Source organism: Paenibacillus sp. FSL P4-0176, from assembly GCF_037975265.1.
GTDB lineage: Bacteria > Bacillota > Bacilli > Paenibacillales > Paenibacillaceae > Paenibacillus > Paenibacillus amylolyticus.
Window position 1 is genome coordinate 3,790,121 of record NZ_CP150242.1, and the last position, 20,031, is coordinate 3,810,151.

20 protein-coding genes are annotated in these 20,031 nt (G+C 42.0%); 19 read left to right on the plus strand and 1 reads right to left on the minus strand.

Annotated elements, in window-relative coordinates; translation table 11 throughout:
• Positions 1 to 30: 30 nt before the first annotated feature.
• The 6 genes from MKY95_RS17075 to MKY95_RS17100 all read left to right on the plus strand — a co-directional run bounded on the left by MKY95_RS17075 (position 31) and on the right by MKY95_RS17100 (position 5,241).
• Positions 31 to 1,194 (plus strand): MFS transporter, encoded by a 1,164-nt coding sequence (locus MKY95_RS17075; protein ID WP_339199993.1) that lies wholly within the window; start codon positions 31 to 33, stop codon positions 1,192 to 1,194.
• 634 nt (positions 1,195 to 1,828) lie between these two features.
• Positions 1,829 to 2,074, plus strand: a complete 246-nt coding sequence (locus MKY95_RS17080) for a hypothetical protein (RefSeq protein ID WP_339193506.1) — start codon at positions 1,829 to 1,831, stop codon at positions 2,072 to 2,074.
• Positions 2,075 to 2,450: 376 nt separating this feature from the next.
• Positions 2,451 to 3,014 carry a GNAT family N-acetyltransferase gene (locus MKY95_RS17085; RefSeq protein WP_339193508.1) on the plus strand — a complete coding sequence of 188 codons (564 nt, stop codon included), beginning with the start codon at positions 2,451 to 2,453 and terminating at the stop codon, positions 3,012 to 3,014.
• A 96-nt stretch (positions 3,015 to 3,110) separates the two neighbouring features.
• A complete protein-coding gene (locus MKY95_RS17090; protein WP_339193510.1) occupies positions 3,111 to 3,686 on the plus strand; it encodes a TetR/AcrR family transcriptional regulator in 576 nt (191 codons plus the stop codon).
• 205 nt (positions 3,687 to 3,891) lie between these two features.
• On the plus strand, positions 3,892 to 4,932 hold the full coding sequence (locus MKY95_RS17095; protein ID WP_339193512.1) for an NADH:flavin oxidoreductase: 1,041 nt from the start codon (positions 3,892 to 3,894) through the stop codon (positions 4,930 to 4,932).
• 72 nt (positions 4,933 to 5,004) lie between these two features.
• The gene (locus MKY95_RS17100; protein ID WP_339193514.1) at positions 5,005 to 5,241 is read left to right on the plus strand and encodes a hypothetical protein; all 237 of its coding nucleotides are present in this window, start codon (positions 5,005 to 5,007) and stop codon (positions 5,239 to 5,241) included.
• On the opposite strand, the gene MKY95_RS17105 is transcribed toward MKY95_RS17100, so the two are convergent.
• On the minus strand, positions 5,221 to 6,240 hold the full coding sequence (locus tag MKY95_RS17105) for an alpha/beta fold hydrolase (protein ID WP_339193516.1): 1,020 nt from the start codon (positions 6,238 to 6,240) through the stop codon (positions 5,221 to 5,223). The genes MKY95_RS17100 and MKY95_RS17105 overlap by 21 nt on opposite strands.
• Before the next feature lie 145 nt (positions 6,241 to 6,385).
• Between MKY95_RS17105 and MKY95_RS17110 the strand changes: the two genes are divergently transcribed.
• From MKY95_RS17110 to MKY95_RS17170, 13 genes are all read left to right on the plus strand, one after another.
• Positions 6,386 to 7,294, plus strand: a complete 909-nt coding sequence (locus tag MKY95_RS17110; protein ID WP_339193517.1) for a LysR family transcriptional regulator — start codon at positions 6,386 to 6,388, stop codon at positions 7,292 to 7,294.
• A 66-nt stretch (positions 7,295 to 7,360) separates the two neighbouring features.
• Positions 7,361 to 8,080: a class I SAM-dependent methyltransferase gene (locus tag MKY95_RS17115; protein WP_339193518.1), complete on the plus strand. Its 720-nt coding sequence runs from the start codon at positions 7,361 to 7,363 to the stop codon at positions 8,078 to 8,080.
• A 197-nt stretch (positions 8,081 to 8,277) separates the two neighbouring features.
• On the plus strand, positions 8,278 to 10,209 hold the full coding sequence (locus MKY95_RS17120) for a fructose-bisphosphatase class III (RefSeq protein ID WP_036613925.1): 1,932 nt from the start codon (positions 8,278 to 8,280) through the stop codon (positions 10,207 to 10,209).
• 191 nt (positions 10,210 to 10,400) lie between these two features.
• Positions 10,401 to 11,288, plus strand: a complete 888-nt coding sequence (locus tag MKY95_RS17125) for a chromosome condensation regulator (protein ID WP_339193519.1) — start codon at positions 10,401 to 10,403, stop codon at positions 11,286 to 11,288.
• A 353-nt stretch (positions 11,289 to 11,641) separates the two neighbouring features.
• Positions 11,642 to 11,842: a cation transporter gene (locus tag MKY95_RS17130; protein WP_047843207.1), complete on the plus strand. Its 201-nt coding sequence runs from the start codon at positions 11,642 to 11,644 to the stop codon at positions 11,840 to 11,842.
• 29 nt (positions 11,843 to 11,871) lie between these two features.
• Entirely contained in the window at positions 11,872 to 14,310 is a 2,439-nt protein-coding gene (locus MKY95_RS17135; RefSeq protein ID WP_339193521.1) for a heavy metal translocating P-type ATPase, read from the plus strand.
• Between the two features lie 52 nt (positions 14,311 to 14,362).
• Positions 14,363 to 15,217, plus strand: coding sequence for a hypothetical protein (locus MKY95_RS17140; RefSeq protein WP_339193522.1), 855 nt, complete (start codon positions 14,363 to 14,365; stop codon positions 15,215 to 15,217).
• A 16-nt stretch (positions 15,218 to 15,233) separates the two neighbouring features.
• Positions 15,234 to 15,863 carry a nitrite reductase gene (locus MKY95_RS17145; protein ID WP_200904541.1) on the plus strand — a complete coding sequence of 210 codons (630 nt, stop codon included), beginning with the start codon at positions 15,234 to 15,236 and terminating at the stop codon, positions 15,861 to 15,863.
• 5 nt (positions 15,864 to 15,868) lie between these two features.
• A complete protein-coding gene (locus tag MKY95_RS17150; protein ID WP_339193524.1) occupies positions 15,869 to 16,072 on the plus strand; it encodes a heavy metal-associated domain-containing protein in 204 nt (67 codons plus the stop codon).
• A gap of 33 nt (positions 16,073 to 16,105) precedes the next feature.
• The gene (locus tag MKY95_RS17155) at positions 16,106 to 16,345 is read left to right on the plus strand and encodes a glutaredoxin family protein (protein WP_047843211.1); all 240 of its coding nucleotides are present in this window, start codon (positions 16,106 to 16,108) and stop codon (positions 16,343 to 16,345) included.
• A 239-nt stretch (positions 16,346 to 16,584) separates the two neighbouring features.
• The gene (locus MKY95_RS17160) at positions 16,585 to 16,914 is read left to right on the plus strand and encodes a metal-sensitive transcriptional regulator (protein WP_047843212.1); all 330 of its coding nucleotides are present in this window, start codon (positions 16,585 to 16,587) and stop codon (positions 16,912 to 16,914) included.
• A 259-nt stretch (positions 16,915 to 17,173) separates the two neighbouring features.
• Positions 17,174 to 18,013, plus strand: coding sequence for a PRD domain-containing protein (locus tag MKY95_RS17165; RefSeq protein WP_339193527.1), 840 nt, complete (start codon positions 17,174 to 17,176; stop codon positions 18,011 to 18,013).
• 146 nt (positions 18,014 to 18,159) lie between these two features.
• Positions 18,160 to 20,025: a beta-glucoside-specific PTS transporter subunit IIABC gene (locus MKY95_RS17170; protein ID WP_339193530.1), complete on the plus strand. Its 1,866-nt coding sequence runs from the start codon at positions 18,160 to 18,162 to the stop codon at positions 20,023 to 20,025.
• The last annotated feature ends 6 nt before the right edge of the window (positions 20,026 to 20,031 follow it).

Sequence of the window (20,031 nt, forward strand, 5' to 3'; positions counted from 1 at the left end):
AGAAATAAGAAGGTGAAATTGTTGAAAAATATGTGGAAAATATATTTATTAGCTGTAATTAGTTTTCTTAATGGCGCATCAGAATATGTTATTGCCGGGATCCTAGACAAAATTGCTGAATCTAGCAACATTTCAGTTTCTTCTGCTGGACAGCTAATTACAGTGTTCTCTATAGCATTTGGCATAGGTACTCCTTTTTTAATTGCTTTCACATCTAAATTAGATCGAAAAAAACTCTTAGTTTATGCATTAACTGTATTCTCTGTTATTAACATTTTAATTGCAACGATAACAGGATATGAGATGCTTATCGTAGCTAGAATTATTTCAGCACTTAGTGCCGGTGTTATTCAGGTTACGCTCCTTACTCTTGCTGCGGTTTTGGCTGCTCCAGGAAAGCAAGGCAGTTCAATTGCTACTGTTATTATGGGAAATAGTACGGCATTAGTTATCGGTGTACCCATAGGCAGGGTTGTAGCTTCCCATTATGATTGGAACATCATATTTATTGGTCTTGGAGTAATAGGACTTATTCTCTTATTCCTAGCGCTGCTGATCATCCCCAAAGTGGTTGCTGAAGAAGTTGTTCCTTTGCGTGATCAGTTTAAATTCATCATGCAACCGCGTATCGCAGCAGCGTTACTGATTACGTTCGTGTGGTTAGGCTCATATTCCATTTTATTTACGTACATTTCACCGTATCTCCTTGATATATTTAGCATGAGTGATCAAGGTGTAACGGTAGCCCTGTTTATATTTGGTATCGCTAGTGCTATTGGTTCCAAAATAGGAGGACTCAGTACAGATAAATGGGGTACATTCCGTACACTAGCTGGTGGAATGATACTCCATGCCACTGCGTTATTGTTGTTCCCGTTTATAGGCCAATCCATATTTCTTCTATATATATTACTTATTTTCTGGGCAATAGCAGCCTGGTCCTCAGGTACGCCGATCCAATTCCAGCTTATAAGTCTCGCTCCCGCTGCTTCAGGCATTGTACTTAGTTTGCATAGCGCGATTGGACAAGTTGGAATGGCTGCCGGAGCTGGTGTCGGGGGTATCGCCGTCAACCACAACCTGTTGACCTACATTCCATGGATCGGTGCGCTTGCCCTTGTGATTGGCATCGTAACAACGCTGCTTGATAACTCCCTATCTAAAAGAAAACAAACGAAACAATCTTTGCAATAAATAAACACTTGTATCATCTTCGTTTGATATATGCCTTTTAACGATGTATAAAACCTCTATAACAATAAGAAAGCAGCTGACCCAAGTGATCAGCTGCTTTCTTTGTTTTATGATTCATAACTCATTAACCCAATGATAGTAGGTCCAACTGCACCAAAGTTTGATGTGATGGGATTAAGTTCACAGCGAATGAAGCTGTAGACACGATCTCGTCAAGCTTATTGACGGTTTCCGCATACATTTTATGTACCGATTGAGGCGAGTACTAACCTCCAAGCCTTGTTACACCACAACTAACAATTCTCAAATTTGCATCTTTCATCTGATAATAGGAAAGTATTTATTTCATCGTATAGCAAAGTAAATCAACTGGAAGAGAATTATGTCGAGTTATTAGAAGCATTTTTTATTTGGTCAATCATTAGGACTTTCGCATTCCATTCTCTAAATCCAAATGAACAACAATCCTTAGCGGCAAATTTTCCATCAGTTATTGAAAACTATTTTAGGAAATATCTTAAAGGAGAAATTTTTTTGTTAAACTAAGGAGTAGGTTAGTGTAATCTCCCGTTTTAGATAACGTTATAATATAAACAGTGTCCTAGACATGAATAAAATAAATGGAGGGGTAGGATTGAACAAGTATGTGTTACATATAGTTGCAAGTATAGTTTGCATATTGTTACCTGCTGTTGGTCTCTTATATGTTTTGTGGGATAGCCACCAACCCAAAATAGGACCTGTAGGAGACGGAAAACCGAATTATCCTTCAATATCTCAATGGATATCTATTGGCTCTTCTTTTATACTTGGAGTAGTTAATTTACCTCTTTCCATAATTCGATATAGACAAAAGGCTAAAGAAGATATAAAAAGTTAATGCTTGTTGCGCTAACGTAGAAACTATAATTGAATAAACGACGAAAATGAAGTTGCCTGTGTTGGACCGGCAGCTTCATTACGTTAACGGGCAGGATAGATGAAATTTTGTGAATAAACGCCATATATGCGAACGATAAAAATATAAACTTTTAAGATTAAAGACATGCTACAGTCTTCAGAATCGCAGAATTCGTCAAAGGAAGTACGATCGCAGAAAAAAGAGGGCGAACCCGTCCGAATTTTATGGCTATCAGCCCTTCGATGGTGAATTGCCTTCATGTACAAGATACGATCATAATCCATTAAACCGGAAGGAATATCTCTTACATGTCTTGAATCACGATAAATCTGAATTAAAGCTGGAGGCGAATGAGATGCTGGAATTAGAGTTTACGACTATAGAGGAGTGGGATGAAGCATTGTGGGCGCGGATGGAGCGAATCTATCATGAGGCTTTTCAAAGCGGCGCTAAGACAAAAGCGATTCTGCGCAGTATGCTGGACCGGAGGATTGGTTATTTACACACGGGCGTGCATCATGGAGAAGTGGTTGCGATGGCTGTTACTGGACTGGAGGGGAAGGTTGCGGACCGCATCCTGATCATCGATTACCTCGCGGTTGAACAGAAGATGCGTGGGTGGGGCATAGGGACCTGGATGTTAGAGCAGCTCAGAGCCTGGGCGTTAAGGGAACACCGGATCAAAGGTATGATTATCGAGGCGGAGTTCGGGACAACGGAGGCTCATCAGGAACGCATTCAGTTCTGGCAACGCAACGGGTTCATCCTAACCTCCTATGTCCATCAATATAGAATGGTGCCAGAGCCGTATCAGGCAATGATGCTGCCACTGGATACAAGTACGCATGTGCCTGATGATGGTGAAGCACTGTTTCGTTATATCAATGCTTTTCACAAGGTTGCTTACCGGAAGAGTTAGACCGCATTCAATGGACCTGCAGGAAAATACCGTAGAGATTAGGATGTAAAATGATCAGTTCTTGACTGCATGGTCAATAACTGATACATTAATCCCATGAGCAGACCAAGAGAATTTGATGTTGATCGTGTATTACACCAGTCTATGGAAGTGTTCTGGAATCAAGGCTTCAAAGCAACTTCTTATGAGGACCTTACGCGTACTACAGGAGTCAAAAAACAAAGTTTGTACTGTGTTTTTAAAGACAAGCGATCATTGTTCCTGAAGACGCTGGCACTTTACCGTGAACAGGTTATAGCGAAACTGAAAGAGATTGAAGCCCTGGATTCGTCTCCCGTTGATAAACTGGATACCTTACGATATTCCCTTTTAGACGATGAAACTAGCTGCCAAGGGTGTCTAATTGTGAATGCATCACTCGAATTCGGAACAGATGACGAGCAGGTCACACGCGAAGCTGAGCTCATGGCAGAAGAGATTCAACTGGTATTAGAGAAGATCATAAGTAGTGGCCAGAAACAACAGTTAATTTCCAACCGGTATACGAGTATAGAGCTTGCATCTTATCTAAATAACACCATTCTTGGTGTGAGAGTTATGGAGAAATCAGGTTCATCCCGTGAACAGATCGAGACGGTTCTGCGTACTTCATTTGGCATGATCATGTCTTGATCTTTTTTTTGTGAAATTCTTGACTACGAAGTCAAAAATAATTAAAGGCGGATTAATACACCACGAAACCTTGAAGGAGGTGGGGCTTTTCGTTAAAAATCGTGTATTGATTCATTTGGAAATAACGTCTAGCTGTTAACCAGGCTGGTTGCTGTTTAACATCCCCTAGGTCAATTTATATAAAACGAAATATGTGGAGGTTATTATGAATTATTCTCAATCCGTAGAAGCATTGTTCCAACCTATAGAGTTAGGTCACTTGAAGTTATCCAATCGGATCGTGATGGCGCCGATGACGCGTCAATTTTCTCCGGACGGTATCCCGGGTTCGAATGTTGCGGGCTATTATCGCCGCAGAGCAGAAAACGCAGTGGGGCTTATTGTGACAGAAGGGACAATAATTAATCATCCGGATGCATCCAATCAAGCCAATGTGCCGCACTTTTATGGTGAAGCTGCAATGAATGGTTGGGCACATGTTGTATCTGAAGTACATGAAGCTGGCGGTCGAATTATTCCACAGATCTGGCATATGGGAGCCAAAGGTCATGTTAATGATTATTCGGAAGCTGAGATCGCTACAATCGTTCAGGAATTCGCACAAGCAGCCTCAGAAGCGAAACGCGTTGGGTTCGATGGTGTTGAAATCCATGGAGCACACGGCTATCTGATCGACCAATTCCTGTATGAGAAAACCAACTCTCGTACGGATCGTTATGGTGGAGATATGATGGCTCGCACACGTTTTGCAGTTGAAGTGATTGAGGCTTGCCGTAAAGTAGTGGGATCGGAATTCCCGATTGTACTGCGTTTATCTCAGTGGAAGACAGATGATTATCAGGCTAAATTGGCTGAAACACCGGAATTACTGGAGCAGCTTCTCGCACCGTTGGTTCAAGCTGGAGTCGATATCTTCCACTGTTCCACACGCCGTTTCTGGGAGCCGGAATTCGAAGGGTCTGATCTGAATTTTGCTGGTTGGACCAAAAAACTGACTGGTAAACCGACAATCACTGTTGGATCGATTGGTCTTGATGGTGACTTTACAAGTCTGTTCACAGAAGGTAAAGGCGCAAGTAACGTCGGTATCGAGGGATTGGTACAACGACTTCAGAATGATGAGTTTGATCTGGTTGCTGTAGGCCGTGCTCTTCTAGTCGACCCTGAATGGGTTAAGAAAATTCAAGAAGGACGTACTGATGATCTGGTTCCATTCACAAGAGAAGCGATGACTGTACTTACTTAATTGTAGTTATAATCATTAGGAATATGTATTAATCAAACACACCTTCAAGATCATCTTGGAGGTGTGTTTGTAATGGCAACCAGAGTGAGTTATCCGGTGGAATTAAAGATGAAAGACATAGAAATGAGACTGGCAGAGGATGCAAAAGAAACATCGGATAAGGTCCTCAACTTCATTATTGCTGGTTGCTTAATTTCTACATCATCACTCAACAACACCACTGCTGGGGGAGCTCTCCCTCTGAAAGATCAACGCTTCTGTTCACTGAATTCCCATGCAAGTGACGATCTATTCATTAGTGCTAAGTGACAACAAGTGTTTTAAATTCTCATCAATAAATTGATTATCGGCACTGTTGATTCCACGACCGGCAAAATGGCCCCAGATCGATTGGATCGGTTTCAAGACAGCATTAGGTATACGCTTAGCTTCGTATTCATTATCTTCCGCTGTGCAGAAGAGATCCGTGCTTCCCGGCATGATACAGGCATAAGCTTTTATGCTCTGAAGTGCTTTATCAAAGTCTCCGTTATAGGAGGGGTTTGCACTGATATCTGCATGTTGACCTGTCCATAACATGGCCAGAACATTATGCGGATCCATATTCATAAAGCTATTTTCCCAGACACCAGCTACAAAATCCTCCAATGTGTCAAATCCCATCTCACGGTATAGCTCTTCTCTATAAAACGCATGTGATAGTCCCCATCCCGCATACACCCGACCAACGGCACGCATGTCTGTAGAACTTAGTTGGTTTAATTTACTTGAGTCGAAGCCGACTGCAGATAGCAGCGAAGCTTTCATGCCTTCCAGGACCACAAATGTGTGAGGCCAAGGTTTGGCGATGCCTCCGAAAGGTGCGATTCGTTCAACCATCTCCGGGTAACTTGCCCCCCATTGAAATGCCTGAATGCCGCCCATCGACCACCCGACGACGAGAGCAATCTTTTGAATACCGAATTTTTCGGTCAGCAGTTGGTGCTGGAAACGTACGTTGTCATAGATGGTTACCTGTGGAAAGTTAGCCCGATCGAATGGAGGAGACGTGTTACAGGGAGAGGAAGAGAGTCCATTGCCCATCAAATTCGGAATGATAATAAAATATTTCTCTGGATCCAGTGCCATCCCGCTGCCAATGAGCCATTCATTCTGAACATGCTGATCTCCAAAAGCCGTTGGATAGACAACAACATTATCTTTCTGTTCATTTAATTTTCCGTAAGTTTGATAAGCGAGATAAGCGTTTGGTAACGTCACTCCTGATTGTAAGAGTACATCACCCAAATTAAAAATTTCATAATCCATCGTATAATTGCTCCCTTCAAAATGAAAAACCACATGTTCACTGTGATCTCTTGTACTCAGTATAGAGCTGTGATACTCTCAATAAAAGTGAATAGAATTCAGGATATTATTCAATAAAATTGAAAGATGAAGGAGGGATCATCGGATGGAATTGCGTCAACTGAATACGTTTTGTACGGTTGCAAAAACATTGAATTTCACGCGGGCAGCAGAAGCGCTGAGCTACGTTCCTTCCAACGTCACGATGCAAATTAAAGCATTGGAAGATGAGCTAGGTGTTCGCCTCTTTGATCGGTTGGGCAAGCAACTCGCGCTCACAACTGCGGGTAAACGCTTTTTAACACACGCCCAAGGCGTTCTCGAAAAAATGGACGAGGCTCGTAGTGCTGTCCATGATAATGAAAAACTAAGTGGAACCTTAACGATAAGTGCGAATGAGGTTATTTGCTCCTATCGGCTTCCACCTGTCTTCCAACGGTTTCGTTCGCAGCATCCGGGAGTTCGCTTAATTTTCCGCTCAGTTCCGAATCAAGAGCTCAAGCAAACGCTCTTTGAGGGGACCACGGATATTGTTTATATGTTGGATGAACCTATTCGCTCGAGTGGACTTTCCGTGGAACCTTTGCTGGAAGAACATTTCCGATTGTTAGCTGCTCCAGATCATCCACTCGCCAAACGAACTGTGCTGCAATTGGAAGATTTTCATGATGAAGTGTTCCTGACAAATGAGAAGGGTTGTCCCTATCGGACGATGTTTGATCGGTCATTTGAGAAAGAGGGCATTGATAGCATTACATATTTAGAGTTTCAAAGTGCTGAAGCCATTAAACAATGTGCAATTTCAGGAATCGGTATTGCCTTTCTTCCTGAGATCGTCGCGGAATCTGAAGTTGAACGCGGAGAACTTGTTGTCCTCCCCTGGCAAATTCCGGACTTGCAGGTATATACACAGATGTTGTGGCATAAAGACAAGTGGCTTTCACCAATCATGTTATCTTTTATAGAAGCAACTAGGGTAGTTTTTGGTTCACAGAGTGAAAATAAAACCGTATAGCTTATGTACGAGACATCAAACTCTTGAGCACAGTAAAATGCTGTTGAAAGTGAGGAGACATTATTTATGATTCCATTAGTATATGACCAGATTAACCATTGGGGAAAAGACGATGAATTTTTCCTTGCATTGTTAAAGAGATTACAAGTAGAATCTATAGCTGACCTGGGCTGTGGAACAGGAAGATGGACTACTCATCTTGTTCAGTACGGTTATAAAATTACCGCTATAGATCCCAATGAAGAAGCGATTGAAATAGCGCGAAGTAAAGATAATTCTGAAAGTGTGGAATGGATTATAGGTGATAGTGCGGATTTACAAACCAATACCTATGATGCGGTAATTATGACAGCGAATGTTGCACAGGTATTTCTTACAGATGACAGCTGGAAACGAGTAATCTCAGACGTATTCCGATCCCTAAAAATCGGGGGTCACTTTATTTTTGATACAAGAAACCCTTTGGTAAAAGTATGGGAAGAATGGGAGAAGGACAAAACTCCTGACTTAGCTAAAGATAGACTAAGCGGAGATCCTTTAGAAATTTATACAGAATATGAAGGGTTTGAGGGAGATATTTACACTTTCTATGAAATAGTAAAAAATACTAAAACGGACAAAGTGTTAGTTCATGAAAAAATGCAGCTGAGGTTTCGAAATCAAGAAGAATTCAATGAGTCGCTGAAACAAATCGGTTTTTCAAAAATTAAAACATATGGTGATTGGGAATTTAAACAAGCAAATTCTGAGAATAGATCGTTTATTTTTCATTGTGTAAAATACTAAAATAACTACAAACATGGTTCATTCAAATCCATTCAATGAAATTTGTTCATATATGATGAACTGGAGTATGATGGGGGAAGGCGATGCTGATAATTACCATATAATCAATGCCAAGTATAGAGTGTAATTTGATATCGGTCTAAAGCTTTTGGACCCGGCTATACAACACCATACTTCCTTGAAGGGGGACATCTGTTTTGGATGAGCAGTTTCTAGATTTATTGGCCGAGAAATATGATACGGAAGAAAAAATCATAACAGAGATCATCAACCTTGAAGCGATCTCCAATCTCCCGAAGGGAACCGAGCATTTTGTCAGTGATTTGCATGGGGAGTTTCAGGCTTTTCAGCATGTACTACGAAACGGTTCGGGTACCGTCAAAGAGAAAATCAAAGAATTATTCCGGGAGGTTTGGACGGATCAAGAAATCAATGATTTTGCGGCGTTGGTTTATTACCCGGAAGAAAAAATTCAGCTGGTTATAGGGGAACTGAGCAATAAACAGGCTTTGAACCAGTGGTATAGACTAACAATTGAACACATGCTTAAGCTTATTTCTTATGCCTCTTCCAAGTATACACGCTCAAAATTGCGTAAAGCTCTGCCGGAGCAATATGTATATATTGTAGAAGAGCTTCTATACAAAACGGATTCGACCAACAATAAGGATCCTTATTACGAGGAAATATATCGGCAAATTATATCCTTGGGCCAGGCGGACAATCTCATTATCGGCCTTGCTTATACGACACAGCGCCTGGTGGTTGACCATCTTCATGTAGTTGGAGATATCTATGACCGGGGGCCGTACCCCGATAAAATTATGGATACGCTGATCAACTACCATTCTGTAGACATACAGTGGGGGAACCATGATGTCCTCTGGATCGGAGCCTACGCAGGTTCTCTGGTCTGCCTTGCGAATATTATTCGAATCTGCGCCAGATACGATAATCTGGACATCATTGAAGATGTATACGGAATCAATCTGCGCCCACTGCTAAACCTGGCGGAGAAATATTACGAAGACAATCCGTCCTTCAGACCTAAGTTACAGGCTGGACATAATGTATCGGAGCAGGAAATTCTGCAGATCACCAAAATTCACCAAGCCATTGCCATGATTCAGTTTAAACTTGAAAGCCCGATTATCAAGAGACGCCCATACTTTAATATGTCTGAAAGGCTTTTGCTGGAGCAGATTGATTACGACAACAATGAAATCAACATCTGTGGTAAAACGTACCACCTGGAAAACACCTGTTTCGCAACCGTAAATCCGCAGAAGCCCGAACAATTGCTTGAGGAAGAACGCCAGGTGATGGAAAAGCTGCTGTTTTCCGTTCAGCATTCCGAAAAGATGGCCAGACATATGAATTTTCTCATGAAAAAGGGCAGCCTTTATTTAAAATACAACGGGAATTTGTTAATCCACGGCTGTATTCCTTTGGATGAAGAAGGAAATATGGAAGAAATGCAGATTGAAGACAAGACATATGCGGGCCGTCAATTGCTTGATGTTTTTGAAGATTATTTACGTTACGCCTTTGCGCATCCGGAAGAGACAGAAGATCTGGCGACGGATATGGTATGGTACATCTGGACAGGAGAATGTTCCTCGCTCTTTGGAAAGAGAGAAATGACCACTTTTGAACGGTATTTTATCCAAGATAAAGAAGCACATAAAGAGAGAAAGAATCCTTACTACCATTTACGTGAAAATGAAGATATCTGTCGAATAATCTTGCAGGAGTTTGATTTGAATCCAGATCATGGACATGTCATTAACGGGCACACGCCAGTCAAAGAAATTAGTGGAGAGAGCCCTGTTAAAGCAAACGGAAAAATGATCGTGATTGACGGCGGTTTTTCCAAAGCCTATCAATCCACAACGGGCATTGCCGGATATACCTTGTTGTACAATTCCTTTGGCATGCAGCTCGTCGCCCATAAGAAATTTAATTCAAAAGAAGATGTGTTATGTAACGGAACGGACGTGTTATCTCTAAAAAGATTGGTGGACAAAGAACTGGCGCGGAAGCTGGTGAGGGAAACCAATGTCGGAGAAAAGCTGTTGAAGAAAATTTCAAATTTGAAGGATCTATTAGACTATCGCTACATGAAATGAAATGATTGCTAAAAGTACACATTCGGATCAACCGTTTGAGTGCAATATGACATAGACGCTCGTATTGGGCAGGGAAGTAATAATACCCTGCCTGTGCGAGCCTTTCTTTTGTAACATGCGATTTAACAACAAACTTTATGACTTACAGTTGAACTAAACGAGGATTTTCAATTGGTGGAGAGGAGGAAGATATGGACTACAATTCACGGAAGGAAGCGGTTTTTGAGACGAAACGGTTCCGTAACTGTACCATAGCGGCAGGTCGTCGTCATACCGTTGCTCTTAAATCTGACGGAACAGTAATAGCTGTGGGTGATAATAAATATGGTCAATGTAAGGTAAGCGATTGGTGCGATATCGTCGCAGTTGCGGCTGGTAATGTTCATATGGCTACGAACACCGGTAATGCACATACCGTTGGTCTTAAATCTGATGGTACGGTAACTGCTATAGGTTGGAATAAGCATGACCAATGCGATGTAAGCGATTGGCGCGATATTGTAACCGTTTCGGCAGGTTGGTGCCGTACGGTTGGGGTTAAATCAGATGGCACCGTGGTTGCGGTCGGGCGAAATAATGAAGGGGAATGCAACGTGAGTAGCTGGCGCGATATTGTATCGGTCACGACGGGTGACTGGCATACAGTCGGTTTAAAAATAGACGGAACGGTAACAGCCGTTGGTAACAATAAATATAACCAATGTAGCTTAAACGACTGGGGCGATATATTAGCTGTTTCGGCGGGGTATCTTCATACAGTTGGGCTCAAATCGGATGGCACGGTAGTGGCTGTGGGTAGAAATAATGAAGGCGAATGCGACGTAAGCGGATGGCGCGATATTGTAGCAGTTGCAGCGGGGAGTTATCATACCGTTGGTCTTAAGTCCGACGGTACAATGGTTGCTGTGGGTTCGAATAAACATCACCAATGCGATGTACGTGGCTGGCACGGAATTAGAGCTGTTTCGGCGGGGTGTGCCCATACGATTGGACTGAAATCGGATGGTACGATGGTTGCTGTGGGTGATAATGATTATGGACAATGTGATCTAAGCGGATGGATTAACATTCAACCATAAATAAAGGAATTTTATATCGTGGGACAAGATCATGGTCCCAATAAAGTCGCTATTTTAGCGGCTTTTTTGTTTTATCGGTACAAGTTTTATTCCCAAGTCAAGGACAAGAACATGGTCCGATTACCAATCAGCGTATAAATAATCGGTTCTTCTCTCCATAAATTCATTGATCTAACGAGAAAGATAGTCCATATAGGGTATGGGGGTATAAAAATATGTTGACTAATATAGGGTAGGGGGGTATTGTATTGTACAAGAGCTTGATGAGACCTGAAAAACTGGCCTCGAGAGTTTAGCCCATCGTTTAGGTCAAACTAAACCAAAAAATCACCCACAAGAAGGGACGAAATAAGATGAAAAACATTGTTTTGAATGTACAAGGTATGAGCTGCCAACATTGTGTAAACTCCATCGAAGGTGCTCTGAAAGAAATTGGAGTGAGTGGCAAGGTGAACCTCAGTGATGATTCGGTTGAAGCGACGTATGATGAAAATCAAGTCTCCTTGGAGCAAATTAAAGAAGTTATTGAAGAGCAAGGCTACGAAGTAGCGTAAGTAATGGACGATGAGGGGAGTGAGTTATTGTGGCAACAGCAGAGGCTCAGACAAAACAGTCGAGTATACAAATTACAGGAATGACCTGTGCAGCATGTGCAAACAAAATCGAAAAAGGCCTCGGTAAAATGGACGGGGTCACATCAGCAAATGTTAACTTTGCTTTGGAAAAGGCAAGTGTAACGTATGATCCCACGAAAGTGGAAATGAAAGAACTTGAGGAAAAAATCAAAAAACTTGGATATGGTTCCGTATCAGAGGTTGCGCAGTTCAATCTTGAAGGCATGACCTGTGCAGCATGTGCGAACAAAATTGAAAAGGGCCTGAACAAGTTGCCCGGCGTGACTAACGCTTCAGTAAACTTCGCCATGGAAACGGCCCGAGTTGAATTTTCCCCTGGTGAAGTTTCCATCGAAGACATGAAAAACAAGGTGAAAAAACTTGGTTATACGGCGATCGTGAAGGCAGACGGTTCCAGTGGTGGTGCAAGTGACCATCGTGCGAAAGAACTGAGTAATCAAAAACGGAAATTACTGATTTCGGCGATTCTTTCCTTGCCGCTGTTGTGGACTATGGTAGGTCACTTCTCGTTCACTTCATGGATCTATGTGCCGGAATTGTTTATGAATCCGTGGTTCCAACTAATCCTAGCTACACCAGTACAATTTTATATTGGTAGACAGTTCTATGTAGGTGCGTATAAGGCTCTCCGAAACAGGAGTGCCAACATGGATGTGTTGGTATCACTTGGTACCTCTGCAGCTTACTTCTATAGTTTGTATTTAACCATTCAATGGTCAAGTATGGCTGACGGGATGCATCATGGTCCATCCCTCTATTATGAAACGAGTGCGGTCCTTATTACATTGGTTCTTATGGGTAAATTGTTTGAATCACTTGCGAAAGGCCGAACATCAGAGGCAATTAAATCATTGATGAGTCTGCAGGCGAAGACGGCATTAGTGGTTCGGGATGGCAAAGAACTTACCATTCCAGTGGATGAAGTCATTGTAGGAGATGTTGTCCTTATTCGCCCAGGAGATAAAGTTCCTGTAGACGGAGAGGTGCTGGAAGGGATCTCATCTGTAGATGAATCCATGCTTACGGGTGAAAGCCTTCCAGTAGAGAAAAAAGTCGGAGATGCTGTGATTGGAGCTACGATTAATAAAAACGGTATTCTTCGGATCAAAGCAACCAAAGTAGGTAAAGAAACCGCTCTTGCACAAATTATTAAGGTTGTTGAAGAAGCTCAGGGATCAAAAGCACCAATTCAGCGGGTAGCCGATGTGATCTCGGGCATATTCGTCCCGATCGTTGTAGGGATTGCAATAGTTGCTTTCGTGGTTTGGTACTTCTGGGTTACACCAGGCGATTTTGCAGGTTCGTTAGAAAAAGCAATTGCGATTCTTGTTATCGCATGTCCTTGTGCACTTGGACTTGCAACCCCAACATCCATTATGGCGGGGTCTGGTCGTTCGGCTGAACTAGGGGTGTTGTTCAAAGGCGGGGAACATCTGGAACAGACACATAAAATTGATGCAATCCTTCTGGATAAAACCGGTACTGTTACAAAAGGTAAACCTGAATTGACTGACGTCGTCGCTCTTGGCAATGAAAATGAATTCCTGAAACTTGTTGGAGCTGCAGAGAAAAATTCTGAGCATCCACTTGCAGAAGCCATCGTTGTGGGCATCCATGAACGAAATATCGAACTACCAGGAACTCAATCCTTTGAAGCATTTCCGGGTTTCGGAATCCAGGCAATGGTTGAAGGTAAACAACTGCTCGTGGGTACACGTCGACTGATGGAAAAGTATAATATCGATGCAAAAGCAGCTTATCATTCGATGTCACGTTTGGAAGAAGCGGGGAAAACTGCGATGCTGGTTGCCATTGATGGTCAATATGCAGGTATGGTCGCTGTGGCAGACACAATTAAAGAAACGTCGAAAGCTGCAGTGAGCCGTCTGAAAGAAATGGGCATTCAGGTCATTATGATTACAGGTGACAATGAACGGACGGCAAAAGCCATCGCTGCTCAAGTAGGTATTGACCACGTTCGTGCAGAGGTCTTGCCTGAAGGAAAAGCGGAAGAAGTTAAAAAACTTCAGTCTCAAGGTAAAAAAGTGGCCATGGTTGGCGATGGTATTAATGATGCACCGGCTTTGGCAACTGCAGATATTGGTATGGCGATTGGTACGGGGACAGATGTAGCGATGGAAGCAGCTGATGTAACACTCATGCGCGGCGATCTATCCAGTATTCCTGATGCTATCTACATGAGTCGTAAGACCATGCGCAACATTAAGCAAAACTTGTTCTGGGCACTTGGTTACAACACTTTAGGCATCCCTATTGCAGCTATCGGTCTGTTAGCACCATGGGTTGCAGGCGCAGCGATGGCCTTGAGTTCGGTATCCGTCGTTCTGAACGCCCTGCGATTGCAACGCGTAAAAGTACGTCACTAGTCAAAGTACTAGAATAGGAGCGAACAAAATGATGAGGAGGAGTAAAAAAATCATGCTAATGTTAACCGGTGTTTTAGCTTTCGGTGTGTTGTCTGCTTGCGGAACCCCTAAAGAAAGTGCACATACAGATGGACATGGTGGTATGAATCATACTGAGATGAATTCTGAAACTGAAGGTGCGAGTCATGATCATGCAGGGCCTCACGCTGATTCAACAGCAAGTAGCCCTAAAGCCTCGTTCTCCTTTGCATCAGATGTGAAGGCCAATGAAAATTCGCATCTGACAATCCAAATCACGGACGCCGATGGAAATCCGGTTAATGAATTTGAAATGGGCCACGAAAAACGAATGCACCTTATCGTAGTGAGTAAAGATCTTTCTTACTTTAATCACATTCATCCTGATTATAAAGGCGATGGAAAGTTTGCGATTGAAACTTCATTTCCAGCCGGTGGCGAATACAAAATCCTTGCCGACTTTGTTCCAAAAGGTGGAGCGAGTACTACACCCAGTGAATGGGTGAACGTTGGGGGTCCAGAAAAAGCCCAAAAGCCTGTTCAAGCGGATTCCAACCTTGTAAAAGAAGTGGATGGTAAAAAAATCGAACTTTCATTGAGTACCAAAAAGGCCAACAACGACGTAAATCTGACCTTTAATATCATGGATGCGTCAACGAACGAAGGGATCAATAATCTGGAACAATACCTCGGTGCTGTAGGTCATGTTGTTATCCTTTCTGAGGATGCAGAGCAATATCTGCATGTTCATCCAACAGAGGAAAAGGCAACAGGTCCAAAAGCGGAGTTTATGACCTCCTTCCCGCATAGCGGAATCTATAAAATCTGGGGCCAATTCCAGCATGATGGGGAAGTCTTTACAGTACCTTTTGTAGTAGATATAAAGTGAGTAGAGAGGTATGAGCATGGGAGATAAATTTAAAATAGCGATTAGTCCAGCAATCCAACTTGGTGGAAGCTTATTCACTCCGGAGCAACTAGTTAAAATTGGTGAGATTATTGGTCCAGATTCAAAAGTGGAGATGACACCCTTTAAGCAACTATACGCAGAAGTATCGATTGAACAACGAGATCAGATCAAAAATAAACTTGAGGATCGCGGTCTTGAAATAAACCCTGCAGGATTTGTAACCAAAAGTCTGATCGCTTGCAACTTTTGTAGAGGTGCAGAAGAAGCAGGCATGGAAACAGCCAAAAATTTAAATCAGGCCATTTCCGGTATCGATACGCCTACACCACTCAAGATTGGATATGCTGGATGCGCCTTAGGCACAAGTGAACCGTTGATTAAGGATATTGGGATCGTAAAGATGCGCGATAAGTTCGATGTTTATGTTGGTGGCGAGTCGAAGGGGCTTAAACCCTCCTTCGCCAAGCTTCTATACTCCGGATTAATGGAGGATCAGCTTATTCCTTTCGTTACCGCAATTATTGATTATTATAAGATGCATGCAAAAGGCAAAGAAAAGTTCAGCAAATTCGTTAATCGAATGACACTGGAAAACTTGAAGTCTATGACGCTTGAAAGGGGGTGAAAACAGTGAAAGAAGCAACTGTAAAAATTCAAGGTATGTCTTGCCGTTCTTGTGTATCTAAAATTGAAAGTGCAATTAGCGCTCTTGGCGCTGAAGGCCACGTTAATTTTGAACAGGGAACAGTAGAAGTTCGATTTGACGATTCTAAAGTTCAAATCGCTGAAATTGAAGAAGCGATCCGTAAAAAAGGATATAACGTCGGAGCGTAATATATATTGAAATACAAGGGAGAGTAATTGGGCATGACGGAATCCATTCAGATTTATTCAATCCCAACCTGCAGCGATTGCAATTATGCTAAACGTTACTTTAAAGAGCGTGAGCTTCCCTATACGGATTACAATTGTGAAGAAGATGCCAAGTACGCTGAGGAAGTCTGGAAGTTGACTGGAAAACAGGTTGTTCCAACCATTGTCATTAGAGATAAGGTGTTTGTAGGCTTTGCCGAAAATCTCACTGAAATCAGTGAGTTAGTTAAGTAACTGTTATGACCCCGGTCAACTTCCGACTGGGGTTATTCTTAATAAAAAATACCTTTGACTGATATATCTTTGTAGGAGTGGAGGGTATAATATGCTTACAAGATGCAGTAGATGGTTGCCCAACCGATTCAATCTTGGTTGATGACAAGCCGTTCTCTTAGCACGTACCATGATACTTCTTGCTCCCTTTACATAGGGTAGGGGGGGATGGTAATGTGTTAATAAAGGAGTTGATCTACATGGATGATACGATACTTGAGGCCGCCTCATGTGACCATACATCTTCAAACGAGCGGAAAAGCCATCATTCGGAGAGTACAAAGCGAAAATTAATTAGCCGGTTGAATCGGATTGAAGGGCAAGTGCGTGGAGTAAAAGGAATGATTGAGAAGGATACGTATTGTGATGACGTGTTGCACCAAATTGCCTCCATTCAATCCGCATTGAATGGCGTAGGAAAGCAGCTTTTGGAACATCATATGAAAAGCTGTGTCATTGAACGCATTTCAGAAGGCGATCACAAAGTTTTGGATGAACTGATGATCACTGTAAATAAGTTAATTAAGTAAGCTAGGATAGGGGAGATATCCTCTTGTTTTATTCAGGCAAATGCCCCATCAGTACTTCAAATGACCATATTGACAAATCTAACGCCTTCCACTAAGATAATCGTACAAGTAAATAATGAATATAATCAGGATTGTTACTGATCAGCAGGCAAGACCGATTAATATGCAAACATGTAGAGTTTAATACCATGGGTGCACTATTAATGGTCTTTTTTATTTGCTAAATTCTGTTAACGTTTCATTTTAAAAGGAGATTCGTATGAAAATCACGCGAATTATTAATAATAATGTCGTCTGCGCTGTAAATGAAAGACGCCAGGAGATGATGCTTCTAGGAAGTGGCATTGGTTTTCAGAAGAAAAAAGGAGACGATGTGGACACAGAGAAGATTGAGAAAGAATTTTTCCTGAAGTCCAAAAATGTAACTGGCAAATTATATGCCCTGCTCGCGCAGATTCCGATGGAGTACATCCGTGTGTCCGATAGTATTATTCAATATGCCAAGCAGTCCTTGGATAAAGAGCTGAATGAAAATATATATTTGACGCTAACAGACCATATTAACTTCGCCGTATCACGCTATAAACAGGGAATGAACTTCAACAATGCGTTATTGTCTGAAATTAAAGCATTCTACGCCAATGAGTATCGAGTGGCTTTGAAGGCTTTGGATATGATTAATCAAGAATTCAACATTACGTTGCCTGAAGATGAGGCTGGATTTATTGCGCTTCATATTGTCAATGCAGAGCTCGGATCTGAAATGGAAGATACCATGAAGATGACACAATTGATTCAAAAGGTCTTAAATATTATTCGTTATCAGTTCAACATTCACTTTAACGAAAGCTCCCTTCACTACTCCAGACTGATCACGCATCTAAAGTTTTTTGCCTATCGTCTGTTTAACAATACGGTGATGAAAAGTAATGATAACGATTTCCTCAATATTATTAAAGAAAAATATAAGCTAGAGTACCAATGTAGTCTAAGAATTGCGCAGTTGATTCGGGTAGACTATGGGAAAGAATTAACCGAAGACGAATTGGTGTATTTAACTGTTCATATCAAAAGGGTGACTGATGAAGAAAGGGATTGACCCATCATCGCTCCATAATGACTATACTAGGATTGTTACTGGTGATGCAGGCAAGACCTAGAGTTCCATCGTGTATAGAGCATATCTATATTCGATAGAACTCTAGGTCTTTTTTTGTAAAATAATACATTGAAGGGGGAACAAAAATGAAACATGAACAAACGGCTACCGACATTCTAAAACTTGTTGGTGGTGAAAAAAATATTGAAAGTGTTACACACTGTGCTACCAGGCTGCGCTTTAACTTAAAAGACGAGTCGATTGCAAACAACGAAGCACTGAAAAACGTACAAGGAGTTGTGGGCGTTGCCAGTAGTGGAGGTCAGTATCAGGTCATTATTGGTAATGAGGTCAACAACGTCTATAAAGCCCTTGCGCAGCTAGGGAACTTTACAAGCAAGAATGATGCTCCAACTGTGAAAAAAGGAAAAGTTTCTACTGTTCTGGACACGATTTCCGGAATCTTTACACCCATCCTACCGGCGATGATCGGTTGTGCCATGATTAAGGCAGTTCTTCTTATTTTGAAAACCTTTGATCTCGTTGACCTTGACGGTCAATTTAATACGATTATGACTTTCGTCGGGGATGCGGCTTATTACTTCTTGCCAATGCTACTCGCCTGGAGTGCTGCTGTTAAACTTAAAGCTAATGTGGGCTTTGCTTTAACCATTGCGGGTATCTTGTTACATCCTAGCTTTTCGGCGTTAATGTCTGCAGGTGAGCCTGTTACGTTCTTTGGTCTGCCTGTCACACAAGCGACGTATTCTTCTTCCGTTATTCCAATTATTCTAGCCGTATGGATCCTGTCATATGTGGAACGATTTGCTGAAAAGTATTCTCCTTCCGTGATCAAATCCATTTTGAAACCTTTAGTTGTAATACTTGTTATGGCACCACTAACATTAATTATTCTAGGACCATTGGGTGCGATTGCCGGTAACTACCTTGCTTCTGCTGTATCCTATGTCAATACACACGCAGGATGGTTAGTGTCTGGTATTATTGGCGGCGCATTCCCATTCCTGATTCTGACTGGGATGCACTATAGTTTGGGACCTGTTGTCCTCACTGCTTATGCACAAACAAAAACAGATGGCATTGTTGGCCCAGGTATGCTCGTACACAATATTGCTCAAGGTGCAGCTGCGCTCGCGGTCGGATTAAGAACCAAAAATAAAGCGTTTAAACAAGTTGCTTACTCTACTAGCGTAACTGCGCTGTTAGGAATTAGCGAACCTGCATTGTTTGGTGTAAATCTACGGTTAAAAAAACCACTGATCGCTGTTGTCATTGGTGGTATTGTAGGTGGAATATATGTCGGCTTATTCGGTGTAGCTCGATCTGCTTTAGGCATTGCCGGCTTGGCTACGTTGCCAGCATTCATCACAGATAATCCATGGAACCTAATCCATGCAGCAATTGGTCTGGTCATTGGCTTTGTTGTTACCTTCTTGATGACGCTTATTTTAGGATTTGAAGATGTGCCTGAGGATGTAGAGGATCAACAAACACCAGCCAATTCCTCTTCAACAAACCGTGTGCCTGTTGTTAGTGTTTCTGAACATGTACTCACAGCACCAATGACTGGTCGAGTTCTAGAGTTATCAACAATAAAGGACGAAGCCTTTGCAACTGGAGCTATGGGAAAAGGGATCGCCATTGAACCTACAGTTGGAAAGCTTGTTTCACCAGCCGATGGTGTAATATCCGCGGTATTCCCTACCTTCCACGCAATGGGTATTAGCTCGAATAATGGCGCTGAACTCCTCGTTCATATTGGCATGAACACGGTGAAGCTGAAAGGTGAACATTTCAAGGTACATGTACAAGAAGGTGATGAAGTAAAAGCTGGGGATTTACTTATCGAATTCGATACAGATGCAATAGCCGCCAAAGGTTATGATCTGACTACACCTATTATTGTTACGAATTCAGATGACTTTACAGATGTAATTGCTATAGACAAACCATCGATTACGATCGGTGAAAAACTAATTAAGATCATATAAGGAGGA

Excerpts from the sequence above, each read along its gene's own strand:
- MKY95_RS17075 (WP_339199993.1), top strand. The coding sequence starts at position 31 with ATGTGGAAAATATATTTATTAGCTGTAATTAGTTTTCTTAATGGCGCA.
- MKY95_RS17085 (WP_339193508.1), top strand. The coding sequence starts at position 2,451 with ATGCTGGAATTAGAGTTTACGACTATAGAGGAGTGGGATGAAGCATTG.
- MKY95_RS17090 (WP_339193510.1), top strand. The coding sequence starts at position 3,111 with ATGAGCAGACCAAGAGAATTTGATGTTGATCGTGTATTACACCAGTCT.
- MKY95_RS17095 (WP_339193512.1), top strand. The coding sequence starts at position 3,892 with ATGAATTATTCTCAATCCGTAGAAGCATTGTTCCAACCTATAGAGTTA.
- MKY95_RS17100 (WP_339193514.1), top strand. The coding sequence starts at position 5,005 with ATGGCAACCAGAGTGAGTTATCCGGTGGAATTAAAGATGAAAGACATA.
- MKY95_RS17105 (WP_339193516.1), bottom strand. The coding sequence starts at position 6,240 with ATGGATTATGAAATTTTTAATTTGGGTGATGTACTCTTACAATCAGGA.
- MKY95_RS17110 (WP_339193517.1), top strand. The coding sequence starts at position 6,386 with ATGGAATTGCGTCAACTGAATACGTTTTGTACGGTTGCAAAAACATTG.
- MKY95_RS17115 (WP_339193518.1), top strand. The coding sequence starts at position 7,361 with ATGATTCCATTAGTATATGACCAGATTAACCATTGGGGAAAAGACGAT.
- MKY95_RS17125 (WP_339193519.1), top strand. The coding sequence starts at position 10,401 with ATGGACTACAATTCACGGAAGGAAGCGGTTTTTGAGACGAAACGGTTC.
- MKY95_RS17130 (WP_047843207.1), top strand. The coding sequence starts at position 11,642 with ATGAAAAACATTGTTTTGAATGTACAAGGTATGAGCTGCCAACATTGT.
- MKY95_RS17140 (WP_339193522.1), top strand. The coding sequence starts at position 14,363 with ATGCTAATGTTAACCGGTGTTTTAGCTTTCGGTGTGTTGTCTGCTTGC.
- MKY95_RS17145 (WP_200904541.1), top strand. The coding sequence starts at position 15,234 with ATGGGAGATAAATTTAAAATAGCGATTAGTCCAGCAATCCAACTTGGT.
- MKY95_RS17155 (WP_047843211.1), top strand. The coding sequence starts at position 16,106 with ATGACGGAATCCATTCAGATTTATTCAATCCCAACCTGCAGCGATTGC.
- MKY95_RS17160 (WP_047843212.1), top strand. The coding sequence starts at position 16,585 with ATGGATGATACGATACTTGAGGCCGCCTCATGTGACCATACATCTTCA.
- MKY95_RS17165 (WP_339193527.1), top strand. The coding sequence starts at position 17,174 with ATGAAAATCACGCGAATTATTAATAATAATGTCGTCTGCGCTGTAAAT.
- MKY95_RS17170 (WP_339193530.1), top strand. The coding sequence starts at position 18,160 with ATGAAACATGAACAAACGGCTACCGACATTCTAAAACTTGTTGGTGGT.